Here is an 18954-nt window from a genome sequence, read left to right as displayed (position 1 = left end):
ATCCTTCTCGATCAGGCTTGAGCAGCTTTGGACAGCAGTCATGCATTCAAGCAATCCCGTTCGGCCCATCCAGCACCTGCCGGACCTTGCGCGCCAGGTCTTGCGGCATGCACGGCTTGGACACCACGTCGAACTCCGAGCCGCCCATGTCGGTGCGCTCGATGGCGTTTTCCGCATATCCGGTGGTCAGCAGCACCTTGACCTGCGGGTGACGGCGCTTGACCTCGCGGGCCAGCATCACGCCGTTCATGCCACCGGGCATGATCAGGTCGGTGAACAGCAGGTCGTACTGGGCGCCTGACTCGAACTTGCCCAGTGCCTCGCGGGCATTGAACACGATCTCGGTGCTGTAGCCACAATCGTCCAGCACCATCTTGGCCAGTTCGGCCACGTCCGGGCGGTCTTCGACGATCAAAATCCGCTCGCTGCCCTGGCGTTGTTCGCCAAGGTGTTTCACCTCGTGATTGGCCACACTGGCTTCGTCCACCGGGAAATACAGGCGCAGAGTGGTGCCGACGTTTTCCTCGGTGTAGATACGGGCGGAACCACCGGACTGTTTGGCAAAGCCATAGACCATCGACAGGCCAAGGCCCGAGCCCTTGCCTTCGTCCTTGGTGGTAAAGAATGGGTCCATGACCCGGTCGCGGATGCTGGCCGGCATGCCGACACCGTTGTCGGTGATGGCGATGCTCACATAATGGCCTGGCCTGAGCCCGTCGGTGGACAGGCTGGCCAGGTCGTGAATGACCACATTGCGGGTTTCGATAAAAATCTTCGGATCGGGCCGACCGAACAAGGCATCACGGGCATTGTTGAAAATATTGAGCAGTGCCACTTCGGCCTGGGTCGGATCGATGCGGCAGTTGCGCAGCGCCGGCTCCAGGTCGGTCTCGACCCGCACACCGGCACCGAAGGTACGCTCGATCATCGGTTCGCTGGCGTTGACCAGACCGTTGAGGTTGAGCACCCGGCCATGCAGTTTCTGTTTGCGGGCAAAGGCCAGCAATTGCTTGGTCAAGGTGCTGGCACGCTCGACCGCCGCCTTGGCGTGATAAACGCTGCGTTGCACCCGTGGTCCATCGACCTGTGGCTTGTCGGCAGCGCTGCCAATCAGGTCGATATAGCCGCCCATCACCTGCAGCAGGTTGTTGAAGTCGTGGGCGATACCACCGGTCAACTGGCCCAGCGCTTCCATTTTCTGCGACTGGCGCAGCGCGTCCTCGGCGTCGCGCCGCCGGCTGATGTCCAGTTGCGAGGCGAAGAAATAGATCAGCTCGCCGCTGTCGTTGAAAATCGGCGAGATGAACAGCGCGTTCCAGAAGGTCGAGCCATCCTTGCGGTAATTGAGCACTTCGGTGGAGATATCGGTACGGTCGGCAACGGCTTGGCGAATGTCGGCAATCACCTGGCGATCGGTTTCCGGCCCTTGCAGGAACCGGCAGTTATGCCCCAGCACCTCGGCATCGCTGTAGCCGGTCATTTTCAGGAACGCCTGGTTGGCGAAAATGATCGGGTTGTCCGGCCGGTTGGGGTCGGTAACGATCATCGGCATCCGGGTGGTTTCCACCGCCGCAAAGAAGATGTTCTTGCCCTGATGGGAAAGATCACCGGTTGCCGCATTGTCGACCCGTGTTTTATCGTGCGCCACGCCCAGCCACTCCCGTGATATTAATCCGCAACTACTCATCGCCTACGACTGGTGTCAGGGGCAAAGAGTTCGATTCGGCGCGGTTAATGTGCCGCGACGTGACGTCGCGGACCGGCGCAGCATCGAATCAGCGCACAACTGTAACCCTCTCGCTCCGCTACCCGCTTTCAAGGATCAAGGCCCATGCCCCCCCAAACTACCCCTCTGTTTGCCATCAGTGCCCTGAGCGCTGCCCTGGCGTGCGCGCCACAGGCATTGGCGGCCAGCCAGACCGTCACATTGACGGGCATCGAGGTCAATGCCAGCGAAAGCAATCCGGTGCAGGACGCCCGGGAGCGCCTGCAGCGTGTGCCCGGCGCCACCAACGTGGTGGACCTGAACCGGGTCGAACAAGGCCGGGTCAGCAGCAGCGAGGATGTGTTCAGGTATCAGCCGGGCATTTATGCGCGCACCGCCCATAACGAAGGCAGCAAGCTGTCGATTCGCGGCTCGGGCCTGAACCGGGCGCCAGGCGGCCATGCTTCGGGCTTGTTCGAGATGTTCGACGGCCTGCCGTTGACCGGCCCGGGCGGCACGCCTTATGAACTCAAGGAGCCGCTGTGGCTGAGCCGGGTCGAGGTGTATCGCGGCGCCAACGGCTTCGAGCGCGGCGCGCTGGCGTTGGGCGGCGCGGTCAATTACGTGACCCACACCGGCTACGACGCCCCGCGCCTGCAAGTGCGCTATGAACTGGGCAGCCATGGCTACAGCAAGCGCCAGATCAGCTCCGGCCAGGTGCTGGGCGACCTTGACTATTACGTCAGCCTCAACGACTCGCGCACTGACGGCTTTCAGGACCAGACCGCCGGCAACAGCCAGGGCATGGCCGCCAATGTTGGCTATCGCTTCAGCCCCGACCTGGAAACCCGCTTTTATTTCCGCTACCGGGAAAACGACTACGAAACCCCGGGCCGCCTGACCCGCGAGCAGATCCGCCACGACCCGCGCGCGGCCAGCCCGGTCAACGTGGCCCGCGACAACAAGCGTGTGCAGCCGGGCAGCACCTGGCTGGCGAACAAGACCACGCTGTACCTGGATGACAATTCGCGCCTGGAAACGGGCCTGGTCTATCACGACTACCCCATGGACCTGCGTGAAGGCACCAACCGCCTGAAAGTCGCCTACACCGACATCAGTGGTACGTTGAACTACATTCGCCAGGACCAGCTGTTCGGCCTCGCCAGCCAGACCACCGTGGGCCTGCGCCACACCAAGGGCCTGCCGAACAACGGCACCTCGGAGTTCGTGCGCAGCCCGGCCGGCAATACCGCAGGCTTTGCGCCGGGCACCCGCACCCGCGACTACAGCTACCTGGGCTCGGACAGCGTGCTGCATGCCTCCAATGAGCTGGAGCTGGCCCCGGACCTGTGGCTGACCACGGGGGTGGCGGCGATCTACACCCGGCGCGAAACCGAAGTCACCTACCCCGATGCCCGTGACCCGTTGAGCATGAGCACTTGGGACTATGCCGCCCGCCTGGGCTTGCGCTACCAGTTAACCCCGCAGACCCAGGTGTACGGCAACCTCAGCCGTTCGGTGGAGCCCCCGCATGCCTGGTCAATGATCTGGGGCTCGAACAAGGTTTTTCCCGCCGGTAGCGGCGCCGCCACCGGCCTGCAAAGCGGCGGTGTCGAGCTGGATAACCAGACCGCGACCACTGTCGAACTGGGCGCGGCGGGTCAAGCCTGGGTGGGCGACTGGTCTATGGGGTGGTATTACTCACAGTTGAGGCATGAGCTGTTGAGCGTCGAAATCCAGGCCGCCACGGCCACGACGTCCTCGATCATTGCCGAAAGCAACGCCAGCCCGACCGTGCATCAGGGCATCGAGCTGAGCCTGGACAGCCCGTTATGGCAAGGCCCGGCCGGCCGCCTGAACCTGCGCCAGGCGTACACCTGGAGCGACTTCCACTACCGCGACGACGACCGTTTCGGCGACAACCGCCTGCCCGGCCTGCCGCAGCACTACTACCAGGCCGAACTGCGCTTCACCCATCACAGCGGCGTGTACGTCGGGGTCAATACCGAGTACGCCTCCAGGGTGGCGGTGGATTACGCCAACTCGTTCCATGCCGACCGCTATGCCTTGCTGGGCGCCACCCTGGGCTACCACTCGCCCGACGAGCAATGGCAGACCTGGCTGGACCTGCGCAACCTGACCAACCAGCGCTACGCCACCACGGTCACGCCGGGCTACAACGACAACGGCGTGGACGTGGCACGTTCGACGCCGGGCGAAGGTGCGGGTGTGTATGCCGGGGTCTCGTGGAGCTTGCGCTGATGCCGTAGGAGCGCGCGCTGCCGGAATGCCGGACCACCGCGAACGGCTGCGTAGCAGTCGTAAATTTTCAGCGTTTCCGAGATTTTGCGGTCATTCGCTGTAGATTTTCAGCGTTGCGAAAATTTTGCGAGCGCTACGCACTCGGTCGCGGGCAAGCGCGCTCCTACCCGGGGTGAATTCAATATTCAATAAAATCAGTAAGTTATTTTTCAGGCCGTTACCGGTCAAAGCGTTCCGCCAGGTTGCGCAAGGCCTCGAGCTGGCGGTCAATGGCCTGGCTGATGCTGTGCCCTTCTTGCGCCTTGCCGGCGCTGACCCGTGACCGTTCGGCGACCTGTACTACCTGGCGGTTGAGATCCTCGGCCACCTGGCCTTGTTGCTCCATCGCACTGGCAATCTGGATGCTCATCGCCGAAATGTGTTCGAGCGCCTGATTGACGCCGACAAAGCTGGCATTGACCGACAGCACCGCCTCGCTGCCCTGCCCGGCCAGGGCCTGACCTTCGCGGGCCAGGCGCACGGTGTTTTCCGTGCGCTGGCGAAACCCCGATAACAGCGGCTGAATGTCTTGCGTGGCCTGCTGCGTACGGCTGGCCAGTTGGCGCACTTCATCGGCCACCACGCTGAACCCGCGTCCCGCCTCCCCGGCCCTGGCCGCCTCGATGGCGGCGTTGAGCGCCAGCAGGTTGGTCTGTGCGGCGATTGAACTGATGGTGTCGGTCATCGTGCCAATGGCCTCGGTGGCCGAAGCCATCTGCGTGGCGGCGGTGCTGATGTCAGTGACGGCGTCGGCCAGGCGCTGCATCACGGCCAGGCTTTGTCCGCTCAGTTGCTGGCCCTGGGCAGACAGGTCCGTGGCCTGGCGGGTGGCCACGACGCTGTCATGCAGGTTGCGCGACACCTCTTGAATGGTCGCGGCCATCTGGGTCAAGGCCACCACCGATTGGTCCGATTCGCTGCGCTGCTGCTCAAGCCGGCCCGCTTCGGTCTCGATCAGTGCCACCAGGGCCGTCATGTGCCGGTCAATCGTGCGACCGCTCAGGCCGATGCGCGACAGGGCGGCCTGCAGGCGGGCTTCGGCGCTGAACAAGGCCATGTGCAACAGGGCGCCACTGCCATCTTGCCCGCTGTAGGCCTCGGCCAAACCGGCCTGGGCAAACACCTTGGGGTGCGCCGCCAGAACCTGATCGACCCGCCGCGTGAGACGCGCTTGCTGCCACAGCCCCAGCGCGAGGCCCGCGCCCAGCAGCACGCCCCCTTGCCACAGCGCCGACGGCAATGCTGGCAACAGCAAGGCCAGGACGCCGGCGCCGGCCAGGGTTGGCCCCAGTGCGGCGGCCCACCTGGCCAGCCAGCGTCCCCGACTCAGCGGTCGGCCGTAAAGATGCCAGTGTGCGTAGACACGCTCGGCACGCTGGATCTGCCCGGCACTGGCCGGCAGGTAGACCGCACCATACCCTTGCACGCCGCTGTCACCGAAGACCGGCTTGACGTACAGGTTGAACCACAGCCGTTCGCCACTGGCGTGACGGTTGCAGATCAACCCCATCCACGGCCCCGGTTGGCGCAGGCTGGCCCACAGGCTCTGGAATACTGCAGCCGGCATCGTGCCGTGGCGCAGCCGGGCAAAGGTCTGCCCGACCAGCGCGCTGCCCGGGTAACCATGAGCGGCAGCAAAATCCTCACTGCAATGCTCGATGCACCCGCTGGGGTCAGTGCGGCAGATCAACGCCGCCGCCCCTGCTGAAGTCGACATAAGAACCTCCCCGCCCTGTTGCATACATGCACATCAGCAAAAAAGCCTGCCGCGAGGCAGGCAAGGAGCCGGGTACGGTGCGTCAGAAATGGTGCACGTAGCGAGCCTGCACGCGCGTCCCTTCAGGACGGTTTTCGGCGTCCTGCTCGAAGTAGGCGTTGAAGAACAGGTGATCGTCGGGCGAGAAGCTGTACATGGCGCCCGGCCCGATGGCCCAGACCTTTTCCCGGCGCCCGGACACTTCATGGCCATCGAAGCGGGTGTCGCTGATCTGCTTGAGCCAGTAGCCGTTGAGCCCCAGGCGCAGGTGCTCGGTGACGGCGTATTCGGTGGTGAAGTTGGCGTGCAGCGCCTGGCCGGCCTGCATGTCGTCCAGGTCGCCCAAGGCGCGTACCGGCGCGTTGTTCTTGCCGTTGTACAGGTAGTGGGCGCGCAGCGAGGCGGTCCATTTCGGGGTGAACCAGTAGGTGGCGGCCCAATAGGGGTTGAAAGACCAGGCATTGTTGCCGGGGTTGATGTCGCGGTCACGGTCGTACTCACCGGTGGGCAGGTTGACCTGCAGTTCGATGCGATGCACAAAGCGCGGACCGTCCGGCCCCATGATCGGGTCGAACTGGATGAACGGCCCGATCAGCAGGTCGCCCACCCCGCTGCGGGCCTTGAGCGCGGCATTGTCCAGGCCGTCGTCGACATCGATGTGGGCGATGATCGGCACCAGCATGTTCAGGCCCAGGCTGGCATTGCCGACGCGCAGGTCCGACAGGTAGCTCAGTTGCGTCAGGGCCAGTTGATAGTCCAGTTCGTGCCTGGGCAAACCCAGGTCATTGCCGTCCTTGTCGCGCAAGTGGTTGGCTGAATAGTTCTGCAGGTATTGCTGCACGTACCAGCCGCCGCCGGCCGGCAAGCCGCCGTCCATGAAGCTGGTCAGCCCCAGGTTGAGCGCTGGCAAGTCGTAGGCACAGGCTATTTGCGTACTCGCAAGGCCCGCACTGCAGGCGCAGATTGAAAGCAGTTTTCTCATGTTGGTTCCCCGTTACGGCCTATCAGGCGTGGCGGCAGGTTCACAAGGCCGGATGCTGGGCGGCTACGCGATAGCGTCCGGCGTGAAAGACCAGCGGTTCTGCGTCGCTGTGTCGGCATTGTTCGATCTGGCCCAGGAAAATCAGGTGGTCGCCGCCTTCGTACTGGGTGACGTTGCGGCACACCAGCACCGCCACCACGTCATCGAGCACCGGCATGCCGGCCTTGCCCTCGCTGAAGGACACGCCGGCAAACTTGTCGCTGGCGGGCCTGGCGAATTGCGAAGACAAACCATGCTGGTCGGCGCCCAGTACGTTGATGGCAAAGTGACTGGCATCGAGAAAATCGCCCAGGCTCGGCGCCGAGCGCGCCAGGCTCCAGAGCACCAGTGGCGGGTCAAGGGACACGGATGAAAACGAATTGGCGGTCATGCCGATGTTGCGTCCGTCAGCGGTGCGGGTGGTGATCACGGTCACTCCGGTGGCGAACTGGCCCAGCAGGTTGCGCAGGTCGCGCACCTCCAGGGTGTGCGCATCCAGAAGATCGGCAGGGTTCAGGGCGGTGGCGGCATTCATGGTCGGTTCCTCGGTTTTTTGTAGGAGGCGCTCTTCAGAGGTGCCCTTCAGGCAGCCTGTTGACTCATCTTCTGGATAAAGCTCTGGCACTGGCCGGCGTCGAACCACCAGGGGGCGAAACGGCGCGGGTCGTCAAAGGCATTGGTGATGGCGTGGGCCAGCGGCTGCGACTGGCTGGCCGCGCCCAACAGTTGCAACAGGTGCGGGGCCGGTGGTTGCAGCATGCTGTTGGTCCACTTGACCACGTCACCGGCATAGGCCCAGTACTGCTCGAAGGTCTGCTCCATCCAGGCGCGGCTGAAGGCTTCGGTGCCCTGGGCCAGAATCGCGTCCAGGTATACCTGGCTGCACTTGGCGGCGTTATTGGCGCCTTGTCCGGTGATCGGGTCGTTGACCACCAGCGCATCGGCCATGCCGAACACACTACGACCGGACGGCAAGGTCAGCACCGGGCGGCGGACCATGGGTGTGAAGCGCCCGGACAAGAAGCCCTTGTCATCGGTCAGGCTCAGGTCGGTGCAGCGCTCGGCCTCCCAGGGCAGGTAGCGGCGTACCAGCTCCAGGCTCTTTTCCAGGTGTTGTTCGGGGCTGGTGATGCCTTGCCAACAGTCCATCGGACCGCCGGGAATGCCTTCGAAGACCATGATTTCGCACGGCCCGCTCAAGGTCAGCGCAGGGAATACAAAATACTCACCGACGCCTGGAATCAGGTTGAACGCCACCCGTGAATACGGCGACACCGGTGTCATGCCCTTGACGTAGGTCAAGGCCAGGGAGCGTTGCGGGCTGCTGAACACGGTGCGCACCGGGTCCCTGGCGAACAGGTTGACCACCTCGCCCTTGCCGGCCGCGAGCAGCACCAGGTCATGGCTGGCCGACAGGGCTTCCAGCTCGGCAAGGCCGACATCTTCGATCAGCAGGTCGCCGCCACGTTGCACGAACGCCTCCATCCACACCGGCATTTTCAGGCGCTGGTCGACCGACTGGGCGCAGCGCTCCAGGCGGGCGCTCCAGCTGAACAGCGACTGGCCGGGCACTTCGGGGTTGACCACGTTCAGGCCGATGCCCTCGACGGCCGGGCATTGCTCCTGCCAGAAGTCGATGCCCAGGTCGCGCTCGGTCTGCAGCGCGCTGTTGAACATGCACTGGCTGGACATGACCTTGCCGTCACGGATTTGCTCGGCTGTGCGGTTGGTGGCCAGGGTCACCTGATACCCGTTGGCCAGCAGGCCCAGGGCCAGTTGCAGTCCGGCCTGGCCGGCTCCGACGATAGCGATACGACGCATTGTTATTCTCCATTGGCTCGAAGGATCGGCCCCGCACAGGCGGCGCCATCGGGTTGATGAACAGGGGGTGGCCGGGTCATTCGGCCAGGCGCGGGATGGCCGGCAGGTTCTGCTCGGGACCCATCACCGAATAGCCGCCGTCGACCGCATAGTCGGCGCCGGTGACAAAGCTGGCCGCCGGCGAGCACAGGAAGGTGACCACGTTGGCGACCTCCTCCGGCTCGCCCAGGCGTCCCAACAGGTGGTAGGCCGCCGCGACCCGGTCGGCCTTGGCGCGGTCGCCGCCGCTGACCTCGGCGATGACCCGCGACCAGGTCCAGCCCGGCGACACCGAGTTGACACGAATGCCATCACCGGCCAGGTCCATGGCCATGCTGCGGGTCAATTGTTTGATCGCGGCCTTGGACACCGGATAGAGCCAGCGCCCGGTCTGCGCGCATCCGGCCGAAATGGAGCTGAAATTGACGATGGCACCGCGCCGTTGCCTGAGGTCCTCGTGCAGCGCCTGGGCCAGGGCGACCGCCGACACCAGGTTGATGTCCAGCGCCCGCAACCAGTCCTGGCGCGATGAGGCAAAACCGTCGTCCTGATAGGTGCAGGCCAGGTTGATCAGCAGGTCCACCGCCCCCCATTGCCCACGCACCCGGGCCAGGGCCGTGTGCAGGGCCGCATCATCGGTGATGTCCACGGCCACGAAGGTCGCCTGCTCACCCAGCAGGCGCGCGGTCTGTTCACCGGCTTCGCGGTCGATATCCAGCAGCGCCACCCGGGCGCCGGCCGCGATCAGCCCGCGGGCCACCGCCAGGCCGATAAGGGTGGCGCCGCCACTGATCAGTGCGAGTTTGCCTTGCAGGGCCTGGCCATTGAGAAAACCGGACATGACAGCTCCTTATACGCTGAGGTGGGCGCTGTCGGCCCAGTTGGGCATCAGCGTGTTGGACGGCAGGGTTTCATCGCGCAGCTTGTCGGCAGTAACGCGACCGGCCACGGGCAAGCCGTGCGGGTCCAGCAGGCCGATCTGCACCAGCACGCTGGCCTGGTCCCAGTAGATGTGCTCGTGGCACAGTTTCGGCCCGCGAAACCGGACCACGCCCAGCATCGGAATCTCGACGATACGCCCGGTGGGCGGCACCCCCGGCAGCAGCCAGTCGATGACGCTGTCATGGGTAAAGGTCATGATGAATTCGTCGACGATCTGGGTCTGGCCGACGGTGCGCGAAATCGGAGTCAGGGCCATATCGGCGGGGTTGCCGTGCACGAAGTGGTGCTGGTAGAAGCGGCTGAGCTGGGCATGCCCGACCCCGCCGGTCATGGTCGGGATGTGATTGACGTAGGGCTCGGCGACCATGGTCGCCATCGTGGCGGGCACATCGCGAGTAGCGAACTCATGGCGGATGTGTTCTTCCCACAGCGCCGACAGGTCGTAGTCCGGGCCGATGCTCAGGCGCAAGGCCGCCACGGTGCGTTCATGGGCGATCTGTGCGGCGGCCTTGTCGAAATGATGACCGGCAGGCCGGGCAAAGGCGTGGTCGACGCCTGGGTACACATGGGTGGTCAGGCCCTTTGCCTGGCCGGCAGCGGCCTGGATCTGCGCCTGGGCGGGGGCCGGGCAGAACTGATCGTTGCCGGCCAGGTGCAGCACCAGGCGCCGGCCTTGCAGGCCTTCGAGCTCATGCAGGGCGGTTTCGATGCCGACACCGTAGTAGCCCACCGCGCAGGCCACCTCGGGCAACCGGCAGGCGGCCAGGTACGCCAGCTTGCCGCCCAGGCAATACCCCACCACCCCTTGTGGCCCCGGGGTGCATTCAGGCAACCGGCTCAGGGCTTTCAGGCTGCTGGCGATGTCGTCGACGCCCGCGGCTTCATCGAAGGCCTGGTACAAGGAAAAGGCGATGGCGAAGTCTTTCTCGCTATAGCCCAACTCAACGCCCGGCACCTGGCGCCAGTACAGGTCGGGCACCAGCACCGTGTAGCCCTCCTCGGCCAGGTCATCGGCCACCTGGCGCATGGCCGGGTTGACGCCAAAGATTTCCTGGCACAGCACCACGCCAGGGCCGCGCCCGCCGACAGCGGTGGCCAGGTAAGCCTGAAACTCGCCGGCCGGGCTTGTAACCGTGATAGAGCGACCTTTCATGGGAATGTTTCCGATGCGATGGACATGGCAAACATTCTTGCGGCACGGGCGGCAGGCGCACTATCCGATCAGCGCAAGGGCTGTCCGGCGGGTGCATAAAGTTTCACCTCCGTTTGCGGCTCATAAAGTGGCGCGGCGCTTGCAGATACCCCCTCAAAGGCCCGCTCAAGTGGCCATTGGAAACAGCAGAGGCACCGCAGTATCCGTTTGCCGCAGGCACTGTCCGGATACTGCAGACGCCCGGTAACAGGGTGGCGCACTCTGCTCGCAAACCGTGCGTGCGCGAGGTAGAACATGAACACTTCCATTGAATCGGCCACCAACAGCAATCGCCTTGAACAGGCGCCGTTGTTCAATGCCAGAAACCGCCTGTTCGTGCTCAACGATGCCGAAAGCATCCGGCAAAACGTCGGCACGGTGTTCAAGCCACATGAGCTGCGGGCCACCGGGCCTTCAAGGGCAATCAGTGCGGCCATGCACCATTTGCAGCGCGGCAACCTGTCACTGAGCCGGCTGGAATACGGCGCGCCGGTCTCGATTGACCCGGGTCGGCTGGAAAGCTTCTTTCTCGTGCAAATGCCCCTGCGCGGCAGCGCCGAGATCGACTGCGACGGCCAGGTCTTTACCTCTTCGCCCCTGTGCGCCTCATTTATTTCCCCGGAGGTGCCGGTGTACATGCGCTGGGCGGCCGACGCCCCGCAACTGGCCTTGCGCCTGGAGCGCAGTGACCTGGAGCGCCATTGCCAACAGCACCTGGGCCACCACCTGGACAAACCCTTGCAGTTCTCCCCGCAACTGCACCTGGACAGCCCTGGCGGCGCTTACTTCCTGCAATTGCTCGGCACCCTGATGGAAGCGTTGTGCTGCGCCGGCCATCCACTGCACCAGCCGCTGGTGTTCAAGCAGTTCGAATCGACCCTGCTCAATGCCCTGCTCTACGGCCAGCCGAACAACCTGCCGCTGGCCTCCGGTGCAGACACCGCTCGCAGGCTCTCGCCCTGGTTCGTCAAGCGTACCGAGGAATTCATTCACGCCCATGCCCACGAGCCCTTGACCGTCGAGCAACTGGCCGCGTATGCCGAGGTCAGCGTGCGCACCCTGTTTGCCGGCTTTCGCGAGTACACCGGCACCAGCCCGATGGCCTACCTGCGCGATGTGCGCCTGGAACAGGTGCATCAGGCGTTGTGCGCCGGGCACGACGTGTCGGTCACCGATGTGGCGCTGAAGTGGGGGTTTGCCCATCTGGGCCGGTTTTCACAGGAATACCGCAAACGCTACGGCGAGTTGCCGTCGACAACCTTGCGCTGTCGTTCGGGCGGGTGAATATGTGTCGGGGCCAGGCACAGGCCCGGACCCGACACCGTGCAGGCGGGATTACTGCGCGGTCAGAAATGCCAGGATCGGGCGGGTGAACGCCTCATCGGCTTCGACGCTGGACAGATGCGCGGCGTGCAGGTCGACCTGGCGGGCGCCCTTGATGCGTTCAACCATGAAGCGCCCGTGCTCGGGCGTGGTCACCGGATCCTGGGTGCCACACACCACCAGCACCGGCAGTGTGATCGAGGCGATCTGCTCGCGGTAGTCGGCATCACGCACCGCCGCACAGCTGGCGGCATAGCCTTGAGGCGAGGTCTGCGCCAGCATGCCGACGATCGGCTCGACGAGGGCCGGTTCGCGCTCGACGAACTCAGGGGTGAACCAGCGCGAAATGGACGCATCGCGCAGTGCCACCATGGCCGCCTGGCCGTCGCGCAGCACGGTTTCGATGCGCGGGTTCCAGATTTCGGCGCTGGCGATTTTCGCGGCGGTGTTGCACAACACCACCCGGTGCAGGCGCTGCGGGGCATTGATGGCCAGCCACTGGGCGATCAGACCGCCCATCGACAGCCCCAGGAACGAGACCTTGTCGATGTCCAGCGCATCCAGCAGGGCCAGCACGTCGCGGCCGTTCTGTTCGATGCTGTACGGGCCTTCGGTCACCAGCGAGCGGCCATGGCCACGGGTGTCGTAGCGCAACACGCGAAAATGCTCGGTAAAGGCCGGCATCTGGGCGTCCCACATGTGCAGGTCGGTGCCCAGCGAGTTGGACAACACCAGCACCGGCGCATCAATCGGGCCTTCAAGCAGGTAGTTGAGTGGACCATCGGCAAGTTGCACGGCAGACATTCGAGGCTCCTGACAGGATAAAGCCTGCACACTACAGATTGGGCGAACGCGGCGACAGTCCGCTGACCGATTATTCGTGCGACTATCGAACACCTTCACGTCTCACAGGAACGCCACACCATGCACAGCGAAGCCATCGCCGAATTCTGCCTGCAACTGCCCGGTGCCCGGGAGGATTACAAATGGGGCGGCGTGCGGGTGTTTTCCGTGGCGGACACCAAGATGTTCGCGCTGATGCACCTGGCGGGGGACGGCCTGGCCTTCAAGGTCGCGGCCGAGCTGTTCCTGGGTTACGTCGACCGCCCCGGCATCCGCCCCGCCCCGTATCTGGCCCGCGCCCACTGGATCAGCCTGGCCCGGCCCGAGACCTTCAGCGACGAAGAAATCCGCGACCTGCTGACCCGCTCGCACCAGTTGGTGGTAGGCAAGCTGCCCAAGCGCCGGCAGGCAGGATTACGCTTGGATGACACAGCCTGAATACGCTGCATGATCGGCCTGAAAATCAATCCTGTGGGAGCGACCAACGGTCGCGAATGGCGCAGGTTTATTCGCGTCCGTTGGTCGCTCCCACAGATCACATCACCCTATTTCCACTGCCGCTTCGCCGGTGCGCTCGCGTATCGGGCACGGTGCCTGGGCGCGGTGCAGGTTCAGGGCGGTGTTGATGATGCCGATATGGCTGAACGCCTGCGGGAAATTGCCCAGCATGCGCTGATCCTTGACGTCGTATTGCTCGGCCAGCAGGCCCACGTCGTTGCACAGCCCGCACAAGCGCTCGAACAGCGCACGCGCCTCGTCCATGCGGCCCAGCAACACATAGACGTCGGCCAGCCAGAACGAGCAGACCAGGAACGTGCCCTCGCCGCCGCTGACGCCATCGCTGGTGCGTTCGCTGTCATAGCGCAGCAACAGGCCATCCTGCATCAGCGTACGCTCGATCAGCTCTACGGTGCCCAGTACGCGTGGATCGTCGGCCGGCAAGAAGCCGGTCATCGCGATCTGCAACAGGCTGGCGTCGACTTCCTTGGAGCCATACGACTGCACAAAGCTGCCCAGTTGCTCATCAAAGCCATGGCGGCAGACATCGGCATGGATTTCTTCGGCCACTTCGCGGCAACGCTGCGCCAGGCGGCGGTCACGGTCGCTGGTGGCGATGCTTGCCAGTTGCTTGGCATTGCGGTCGAAGGCCACCCAGGCCATGACCTTGGAGTGGGTAAAGTGCCGTGGTTCACAGCGGATTTCCCAGATGCCGGCATCCGGCTGGCGCCAGACCTTTTCCAGATACGGCATGACCAGGCGCGAGATACCGATGCCACGCGGGTGCTGCGGCATGCCGCTGCGCATGGCATGGGTCATGGCATCGGCCACTTCGCCGTATACGTCCAGTTGCAACTGGGTGGCCGCGCCGTTGCCGACCCGCACCGGTTTCGAGCCTTCGTAGCCGGCGAGCCAGGGCAGTTCGTATTCCTGCAGCCGGCGTTCGCCCGCCAGGCCATACATGATCTGGATCTGCTCGGGATTGCCGGCGATCGAGCGCAGCAGCCAGTCGCGCCAGGCCGTGGCCTCTTCCAGATACCCCAGGTTGATGAAGGCCAGCAAGGTCATGGTGGCGTCACGCAGCCAGCAGTACCGGTAATCCCAGTTACGCTCGCCGCCGAGTTCTTCAGGCAGCGAAGTGGTCACCGCCGCGACAATGCCGCCGGTGGGCGCATAAGTCATGGCCTTGAGGGTGATCAACGAACGCTTGACCTGTGCGCTCCAGGCGCCCACCTCAGGGCAGTGCCCGGAGAAATCAAGCCAGAAGCGCTCGGTGTCCCTGAACGCCCGGTCGATGTCGATGGCGGCCTGTACCGGTTCGTTGGACGGCTGCCAGGCCAGGCAAAAGGTCTTGCGCTCACCGGCCGCCACCTGAAAGCGGCTGCCGGTGTGGTGGTCCTTGGGGTGCAGGTCGACCGGGCTGTGCAGCACCAGCATGTCGGGGCCGGCCACGGCGGTCAGTACATGCGGCTCGCGCTTTTCCACCCAGGGCACGGTGCTGCCATAGTCGAAGCGGATGGCCAGGTCCATGACGAACTCGACCTGCCCTTCCAGCCCGACCACGCTGCGCACCACATGCCCCTGGGTGTTCATAGGCATGAAATCGACCAGCATGGCGCGACCCGTATCGGTGTGAAACTCGGTTTCCAGGATCAGGGTGCCGTCCTGGTAGCGCCGCTCGGTGCGCCTGATTTCGGCAGACGGGGCAATCTTCCAGCAACCGTTGTCGCTGTTGCCCAGCAAGGCGGCAAAGCACGCCGGTGCGTCAAAGCGTGGAAAGCACAGCCAATCCAGTGAACCGTCCCGTGATACCAGTGCTGCCGTCTTGCAATTACCCAACAGGGCATAGTCTTCAATCAGTGCAGCCATGGTGGGTCTTCCTTCTCTAAACGTCAGTCATTCATTCACGCTGCAGCAGATCGCGCAGGATCGCTTGCGCCACACCCTCCTCGGTGTTGCTGCCGGTCACCCGGTCGGCCTGACTGCGCACCTCGGGGCGAGCCTGGCCCATGGCGATCGACAGCCCGGCCACGCGAAACATCGCCACGTCGTTGTGACCGTCGCCAATGGCAGCGGTCTGCGCCATGTCGATGCCCAGGTGCTCGGCCAGCGCGCGCAAGGCGGCGCCCTTGTTGGCCTGCAACGCGGTGATGTCGAGGTAATAATCCTGTGAACGCGCGGCCAGCGCACGGCCTTCAAGCCGGGCGGCCATCTGGCTTTCCAGCGCCTTGAGTCCGGCAAAATCGCGACTGGATGCCACGATCTTGTCGACGCGGTCCAGGTACGGCGTGAAGCTGTCGACCCGTACCGGCTCATAGCCCAGCGCGCTGCGCTCATGGCCGACGTAGGCGCCCTCGAGGTCACGCAGCAGCCACTGATCGTCGGCGAACATCCAGACATCCACGGCGTGCCCGGCAAAAGTATCCAGGCACAGGCGCACCGCCTCAGGATCAATGCGGTGCGCGGCCAGAAGGCTGCCGTCGGGATTGACCAGCGTGCCGCCGTTGAAGCCGGCGGTGGGCAAGTCGAGCTGCAGGCGCTCGATCACCTCGCGCATGGCCCGTGGCGGCCGGCTGCTGGCGAGGGTGAAGGCAATGCCCTCCTCGCGCAGTTGCCCGACGGCGGCCACGGTAGCGTCGCTCAGGCTGTGGTCAGGTTGCAACAGGGTGCCATCCATGTCGGACAGCAAGAGGCGAATCGGCGTGTGATCAGCCATCGATCTGCCGCCATTCGCGGTTGTCGTTGCGCAACAGCTCGTCGCTGGCCTCCGGGCCACTGCCACCGGCAATGTACGGCTGGACCTCGGGGTGCTTGGCCCAGGCATTGAGGAACGGTTGCACCGCACGCCAGCCGTTCTCGATGTTGTCGGCGCGCTGGAACAAGGTCTGATCGCCGGTCAGGCAGTCGTAGATCAGGGTCTCGTAGCCGGTGGAAGGCTGCATCTCGAAGAAGTCCTTGTAGGCGAACCCCAGATTGATGTCTTCCATTTCGAGGTTCGGCCCCGGGCGCTTGGCCAGCAGGTCGAACCACATGCCCTCGTTGGGCTGGATCTGGATGCGCAGGAAGTTGGGCTTGAGCCGGTCAACTTCGGTGTCGCGAAATTGCGCATAAGGCGCCGGCTTGAAGCAGATGGCAATCTCGGTGCTGCGCGTGCTCAGGCGCTTGCCGGTGCGCAGGTAGAAGGGCACGCCGACCCAGCGCCAGTTATCGACCATGACCTTGAGCGCGACGTAGGTTTCGGTGTTGCTGTCCGGCGCGATGTTCTCTTCGTCGCGATAGCCCAGCAGATCGGCGCTCTTGTTGCCGGTGTACTGGCCACGCACCGAGTTGGCCAGCGCTTCCATTTCGCTCCAGGGGCGGATGGCGCCGACCACCTTGGCCTTTTCGCCGCGCACCGCATCGGCGCCGAACGCAGCCGGCGGTTCCATGGCGACCATGGCCAGCAGCTGGAACAGGTGATTGGGCACCATGTCGCGCAGGGCGCCGGTGTTTTCATAGAAGCCGGCACGGGTGCCGACCCCGACGGTTTCAGCGGCGGTGATCTGCACGTGGTCAATGTAGTGGTTGTTCCAGAACGACTCGAACAGCCCGTTGGAGAAGCGGCTGACCAGGATGTTCTGCACCGTTTCCTTGCCCAGGTAATGGTCGATGCGATAGATCTGCTTTTCGCTCATGACCTTGAGCAGGCTTTCGTTGAGAGCCATGGCGCTGGCCAGGTCGTGACCGAAGGGCTTTTCGATCACTACGCGGCGAAATACGCCGCCGCGCTCCTTGAGCAGCTTGGCCGTGCCCAGGCGCTTGACCACTTCGCTGAAAAAGCGCGGGGCGGTTGCCAGGTAGAACGCCGCGTTACCGGTACCGGTGCTTTCGATCTTGCTGGCAATGCTCTGGTAGGTGCTGTCGTCAAGAAAGTCGCCCTGGATGTAACTGATGCGCGCCGCCAGGCGCTGCCACAGCTCAGGGTCGAGGGCGTCGCCGCCCTCGGTGTTCTTTTTCGCACCTTCTTCGCGCATGAAGGTTTCGAGTTTCTGCGCGAATTCGGCGTCGGTGGCGGCGTTGTGGTCGACCCCGACAATGTGCAGGTGGTCGTCCACCAGACCGTCGCGGGTCAGGTTGCACAGCGCCGGCATCAGCAGGCGCTTGACCAGGTCACCATGGGCACCGAACAGAAACAACGTGGTGGGCGGCGCCACTTCCGGATTTTTTTCAGCTTCAGTCGAATGCCCCAGACCCATTATTTAGGCTCCTTGTGACCACCGAAACCGAAGCGCATGGCCGACAGGATCTTGTCGGCGTAGGTGCTCTGCTGGCGCGAGCGGAAACGGGCAAACAGAGCGCTGGACAACACCGGTGCCGGCACGGCCTGTTCGATGGCAGCCTCGATGGTCCAGCGGCCTTCGCCACTGTCGGCCACCGAGCCCGAATAGGCGTCCAGGGCCGGATCAGTGGCCAGTGCGTCGGCGGTCAGGTCCAGCAGCCAGGACGAGACCACACTGCCACGGCGCCAGACTTCGGCGATGTCGGCCACGTTCAGGTCGAAGCGCTGCTCGGCCGGCAGGTGGTCCGAATTCTTCTGCTTGAGGATGTCGAAGCCTTCGGCGAAGGCCTGCATCATGCCGTACTCGATGCCGTTGTGGATCATCTTCACGAAGTGCCCGGAACCGGCGGGGCCGGCATGGATATAGCCCTGCTCGGCACGCGGGTCGGCCGAGGCCGCACGGTCGCGGGTACGCTCGATGTTGCCAATGCCCGGTGCCAGCGTGGCGAACAACGGGTCGAGGCGTTGGACGATGGCCTGCTCGCCGCCGATCATCATGCAGTAGCCGCGTTCCAGTCCCCAGACGCCACCGGAGGTGCCGACGTCGACATAATGCAGGTCCTTGAGCGCCAGCGCCTGGGCACGACGAATGTCATCCTTGTAGAAGGTGTTGCCGCCGTCGATGATCACGTCATCGGGCTCAAGCAACTGGCTCAAGGCCTCGATGGTCTGCTCGGTCGGCTCACCGGCCGGCAGCATCACCCAGACCGCACGCGGCGCCTGCATGGCGGCAACCAGGCCGGCCAGGTCGGTCACGGCGGTGGCGCCTTCGGTGGCCAGGGTGGTGCGCGAGGCTTCGTCACGGTCGTAGACGACGGTGGTATGGCCACTTTGCATCAAACGTCTGGCGATATTGCCGCCCATGCGGCCAAGTCCAACGATCCCGAGTTGCATGAAATGTGGCTCCCTGAGGCATGTTCTTGAGAAATAAAGCGCAACGTTAAAGCATGCAGGTTAGTCCAGCCAGGGTATTGATCGTTCCCGGCCAAGCTGAACGCACGCTGTCGCACGGGTAATAGTCACTGTGACATCACGGACCGATAAGTCACGCTACCGCTGAAAAATATAAAAGTTCCAATCCACCGGGAAAGAAATCAGAATCGCCGCCGACAGGACGCCCGGCCAGTGCACATGAGAAATGATCGCCATGGCTTGCGCGTTTGCAAGATTGAACCCGCCATTTGCGAGGTGAGCA

General features: G+C 64.1%; 14 protein-coding genes and 1 pseudogene. 3 read left to right on the top strand and 12 right to left on the bottom strand.

From position 1 onward, the window contains the following. Positions 1 to 46 precede the first annotated feature (46 nt). The gene (locus ASF84_RS06370; RefSeq protein ID WP_164708444.1) at positions 47 to 1687 is read right to left on the bottom strand and encodes a hybrid sensor histidine kinase/response regulator; all 1641 of its coding nucleotides are present in this window, start codon (positions 1685 to 1687) and stop codon (positions 47 to 49) included. Positions 1688 to 1831: 144 nt separating this feature from the next. Between ASF84_RS06370 and ASF84_RS06365 the strand changes: the two genes are divergently transcribed. Continuing rightward, entirely contained in the window at positions 1832 to 3967 is a 2136-nt protein-coding gene (locus ASF84_RS06365; protein WP_056836390.1) for a TonB-dependent receptor family protein, read from the top strand. 217 nt (positions 3968 to 4184) lie between these two features. Here the strand turns inward: ASF84_RS06365 and ASF84_RS06360 are convergent, their stop codons facing one another. The 6 genes from ASF84_RS06360 to ASF84_RS06335 form a co-directional block, all read right to left on the bottom strand. After that, positions 4185 to 5723: a methyl-accepting chemotaxis protein gene (locus tag ASF84_RS06360; RefSeq protein WP_056836388.1), complete on the bottom strand. Its 1539-nt coding sequence runs from the start codon at positions 5721 to 5723 to the stop codon at positions 4185 to 4187. Between the two features lie 82 nt (positions 5724 to 5805). Beyond that, on the bottom strand, positions 5806 to 6744 hold the full coding sequence (locus tag ASF84_RS06355) for a SphA family protein (RefSeq protein ID WP_056836386.1): 939 nt from the start codon (positions 6742 to 6744) through the stop codon (positions 5806 to 5808). 40 nt (positions 6745 to 6784) lie between these two features. Then, positions 6785 to 7318 carry a flavin reductase family protein gene (locus ASF84_RS06350; protein WP_056836384.1) on the bottom strand — a complete coding sequence of 178 codons (534 nt, stop codon included), beginning with the start codon at positions 7316 to 7318 and terminating at the stop codon, positions 6785 to 6787. A 47-nt stretch (positions 7319 to 7365) separates the two neighbouring features. Further along, complete coding sequence (locus tag ASF84_RS06345; RefSeq protein ID WP_056836382.1) at positions 7366 to 8604, bottom strand: styrene monooxygenase/indole monooxygenase family protein; 1239 nt, start codon at positions 8602 to 8604, stop codon at positions 7366 to 7368. Positions 8605 to 8680: 76 nt separating this feature from the next. Further along, entirely contained in the window at positions 8681 to 9484 is an 804-nt protein-coding gene (locus ASF84_RS06340) for an SDR family oxidoreductase (RefSeq protein WP_056836380.1), read from the bottom strand. Positions 9485 to 9493: 9 nt separating this feature from the next. After that, positions 9494 to 10738, bottom strand: a complete 1245-nt coding sequence (locus ASF84_RS06335) for a dienelactone hydrolase family protein (RefSeq protein ID WP_056836378.1) — start codon at positions 10736 to 10738, stop codon at positions 9494 to 9496. Positions 10739 to 11032: 294 nt separating this feature from the next. Here ASF84_RS06335 and ASF84_RS06330 point away from each other — a divergent pair, with 294 nt between their 5' ends. Next, positions 11033 to 12061, top strand: a complete 1029-nt coding sequence (locus tag ASF84_RS06330; RefSeq protein ID WP_056836377.1) for an AraC family transcriptional regulator — start codon at positions 11033 to 11035, stop codon at positions 12059 to 12061. A 51-nt stretch (positions 12062 to 12112) separates the two neighbouring features. Here ASF84_RS06330 and pcaD read toward each other — a convergent pair whose 3' ends face one another. After that, positions 12113 to 12904, bottom strand: a complete 792-nt coding sequence (gene pcaD, locus ASF84_RS06325) for a 3-oxoadipate enol-lactonase (protein WP_056836375.1) — start codon at positions 12902 to 12904, stop codon at positions 12113 to 12115. Between the two features lie 120 nt (positions 12905 to 13024). On the opposite strand from pcaD, the gene ASF84_RS06320 reads away from it, so the two are divergent. Then, positions 13025 to 13381 (top strand): MmcQ/YjbR family DNA-binding protein, encoded by a 357-nt coding sequence (locus ASF84_RS06320; protein WP_056836373.1) that lies wholly within the window; start codon positions 13025 to 13027, stop codon positions 13379 to 13381. 102 nt (positions 13382 to 13483) lie between these two features. Here the strand turns inward: ASF84_RS06320 and ASF84_RS06315 are convergent, their stop codons facing one another. The 4 genes and pseudogenes from ASF84_RS06315 to gnd form a co-directional block, all read right to left on the bottom strand. Further along, the gene (locus tag ASF84_RS06315) at positions 13484 to 15310 is read right to left on the bottom strand and encodes a glycoside hydrolase family 15 protein (RefSeq protein WP_056836371.1); all 1827 of its coding nucleotides are present in this window, start codon (positions 15308 to 15310) and stop codon (positions 13484 to 13486) included. Positions 15311 to 15341: 31 nt separating this feature from the next. Continuing rightward, positions 15342 to 16157 carry a Cof-type HAD-IIB family hydrolase gene (locus ASF84_RS06310; RefSeq protein WP_056836370.1) on the bottom strand — a complete coding sequence of 272 codons (816 nt, stop codon included), beginning with the start codon at positions 16155 to 16157 and terminating at the stop codon, positions 15342 to 15344. Continuing rightward, on the bottom strand, positions 16150 to 17676 hold the full coding sequence (zwf, locus tag ASF84_RS06305) for a glucose-6-phosphate dehydrogenase (RefSeq protein ID WP_056836367.1): 1527 nt from the start codon (positions 17674 to 17676) through the stop codon (positions 16150 to 16152). Before zwf ends, ASF84_RS06310 begins: the two co-directional genes overlap by 8 nt. Next, positions 17676 to 18656: pseudogene (gnd, locus tag ASF84_RS06300) on the bottom strand (phosphogluconate dehydrogenase (NAD(+)-dependent, decarboxylating)); the annotation flags it as partial. The gene zwf and the pseudogene gnd, both read right to left, overlap by 1 nt. Between the last annotated feature and the right edge of the window lie 298 nt (positions 18657 to 18954).

Source organism: Pseudomonas sp. Leaf127 (genome assembly GCF_001423155.1).
Classification (GTDB): Bacteria; Pseudomonadota; Gammaproteobacteria; order Pseudomonadales; family Pseudomonadaceae; genus Aquipseudomonas; species Aquipseudomonas ovata.
This window is presented reverse-complemented; position numbering and strand designations above follow the sequence as displayed.

Coding starts and splice junctions, on each gene's coding strand:
- ASF84_RS06315 (WP_056836371.1), bottom strand. CDS start 15,310: ATGGCTGCACTGATTGAAGACTATGCCCTGTTGGGTAATTGCAAGACG.
- ASF84_RS06335 (WP_056836378.1), bottom strand. CDS start 10,738: ATGAAAGGTCGCTCTATCACGGTTACAAGCCCGGCCGGCGAGTTTCAG.
- ASF84_RS06365 (WP_056836390.1), top strand. CDS start 1,832: ATGCCCCCCCAAACTACCCCTCTGTTTGCCATCAGTGCCCTGAGCGCT.
- ASF84_RS06360 (WP_056836388.1), bottom strand. CDS start 5,723: ATGTCGACTTCAGCAGGGGCGGCGGCGTTGATCTGCCGCACTGACCCC.
- ASF84_RS06330 (WP_056836377.1), top strand. CDS start 11,033: ATGAACACTTCCATTGAATCGGCCACCAACAGCAATCGCCTTGAACAG.
- pcaD (WP_056836375.1), bottom strand. CDS start 12,904: ATGTCTGCCGTGCAACTTGCCGATGGTCCACTCAACTACCTGCTTGAA.
- ASF84_RS06350 (WP_056836384.1), bottom strand. CDS start 7,318: ATGAATGCCGCCACCGCCCTGAACCCTGCCGATCTTCTGGATGCGCAC.
- ASF84_RS06345 (WP_056836382.1), bottom strand. CDS start 8,604: ATGCGTCGTATCGCTATCGTCGGAGCCGGCCAGGCCGGACTGCAACTG.
- ASF84_RS06310 (WP_056836370.1), bottom strand. CDS start 16,157: ATGGCTGATCACACGCCGATTCGCCTCTTGCTGTCCGACATGGATGGC.
- zwf (WP_056836367.1), bottom strand. CDS start 17,676: ATGGGTCTGGGGCATTCGACTGAAGCTGAAAAAAATCCGGAAGTGGCG.
- ASF84_RS06320 (WP_056836373.1), top strand. CDS start 13,025: ATGCACAGCGAAGCCATCGCCGAATTCTGCCTGCAACTGCCCGGTGCC.
- ASF84_RS06340 (WP_056836380.1), bottom strand. CDS start 9,484: ATGTCCGGTTTTCTCAATGGCCAGGCCCTGCAAGGCAAACTCGCACTG.
- ASF84_RS06355 (WP_056836386.1), bottom strand. CDS start 6,744: ATGAGAAAACTGCTTTCAATCTGCGCCTGCAGTGCGGGCCTTGCGAGT.
- ASF84_RS06370 (WP_164708444.1), bottom strand. CDS start 1,687: ATGAGTAGTTGCGGATTAATATCACGGGAGTGGCTGGGCGTGGCGCAC.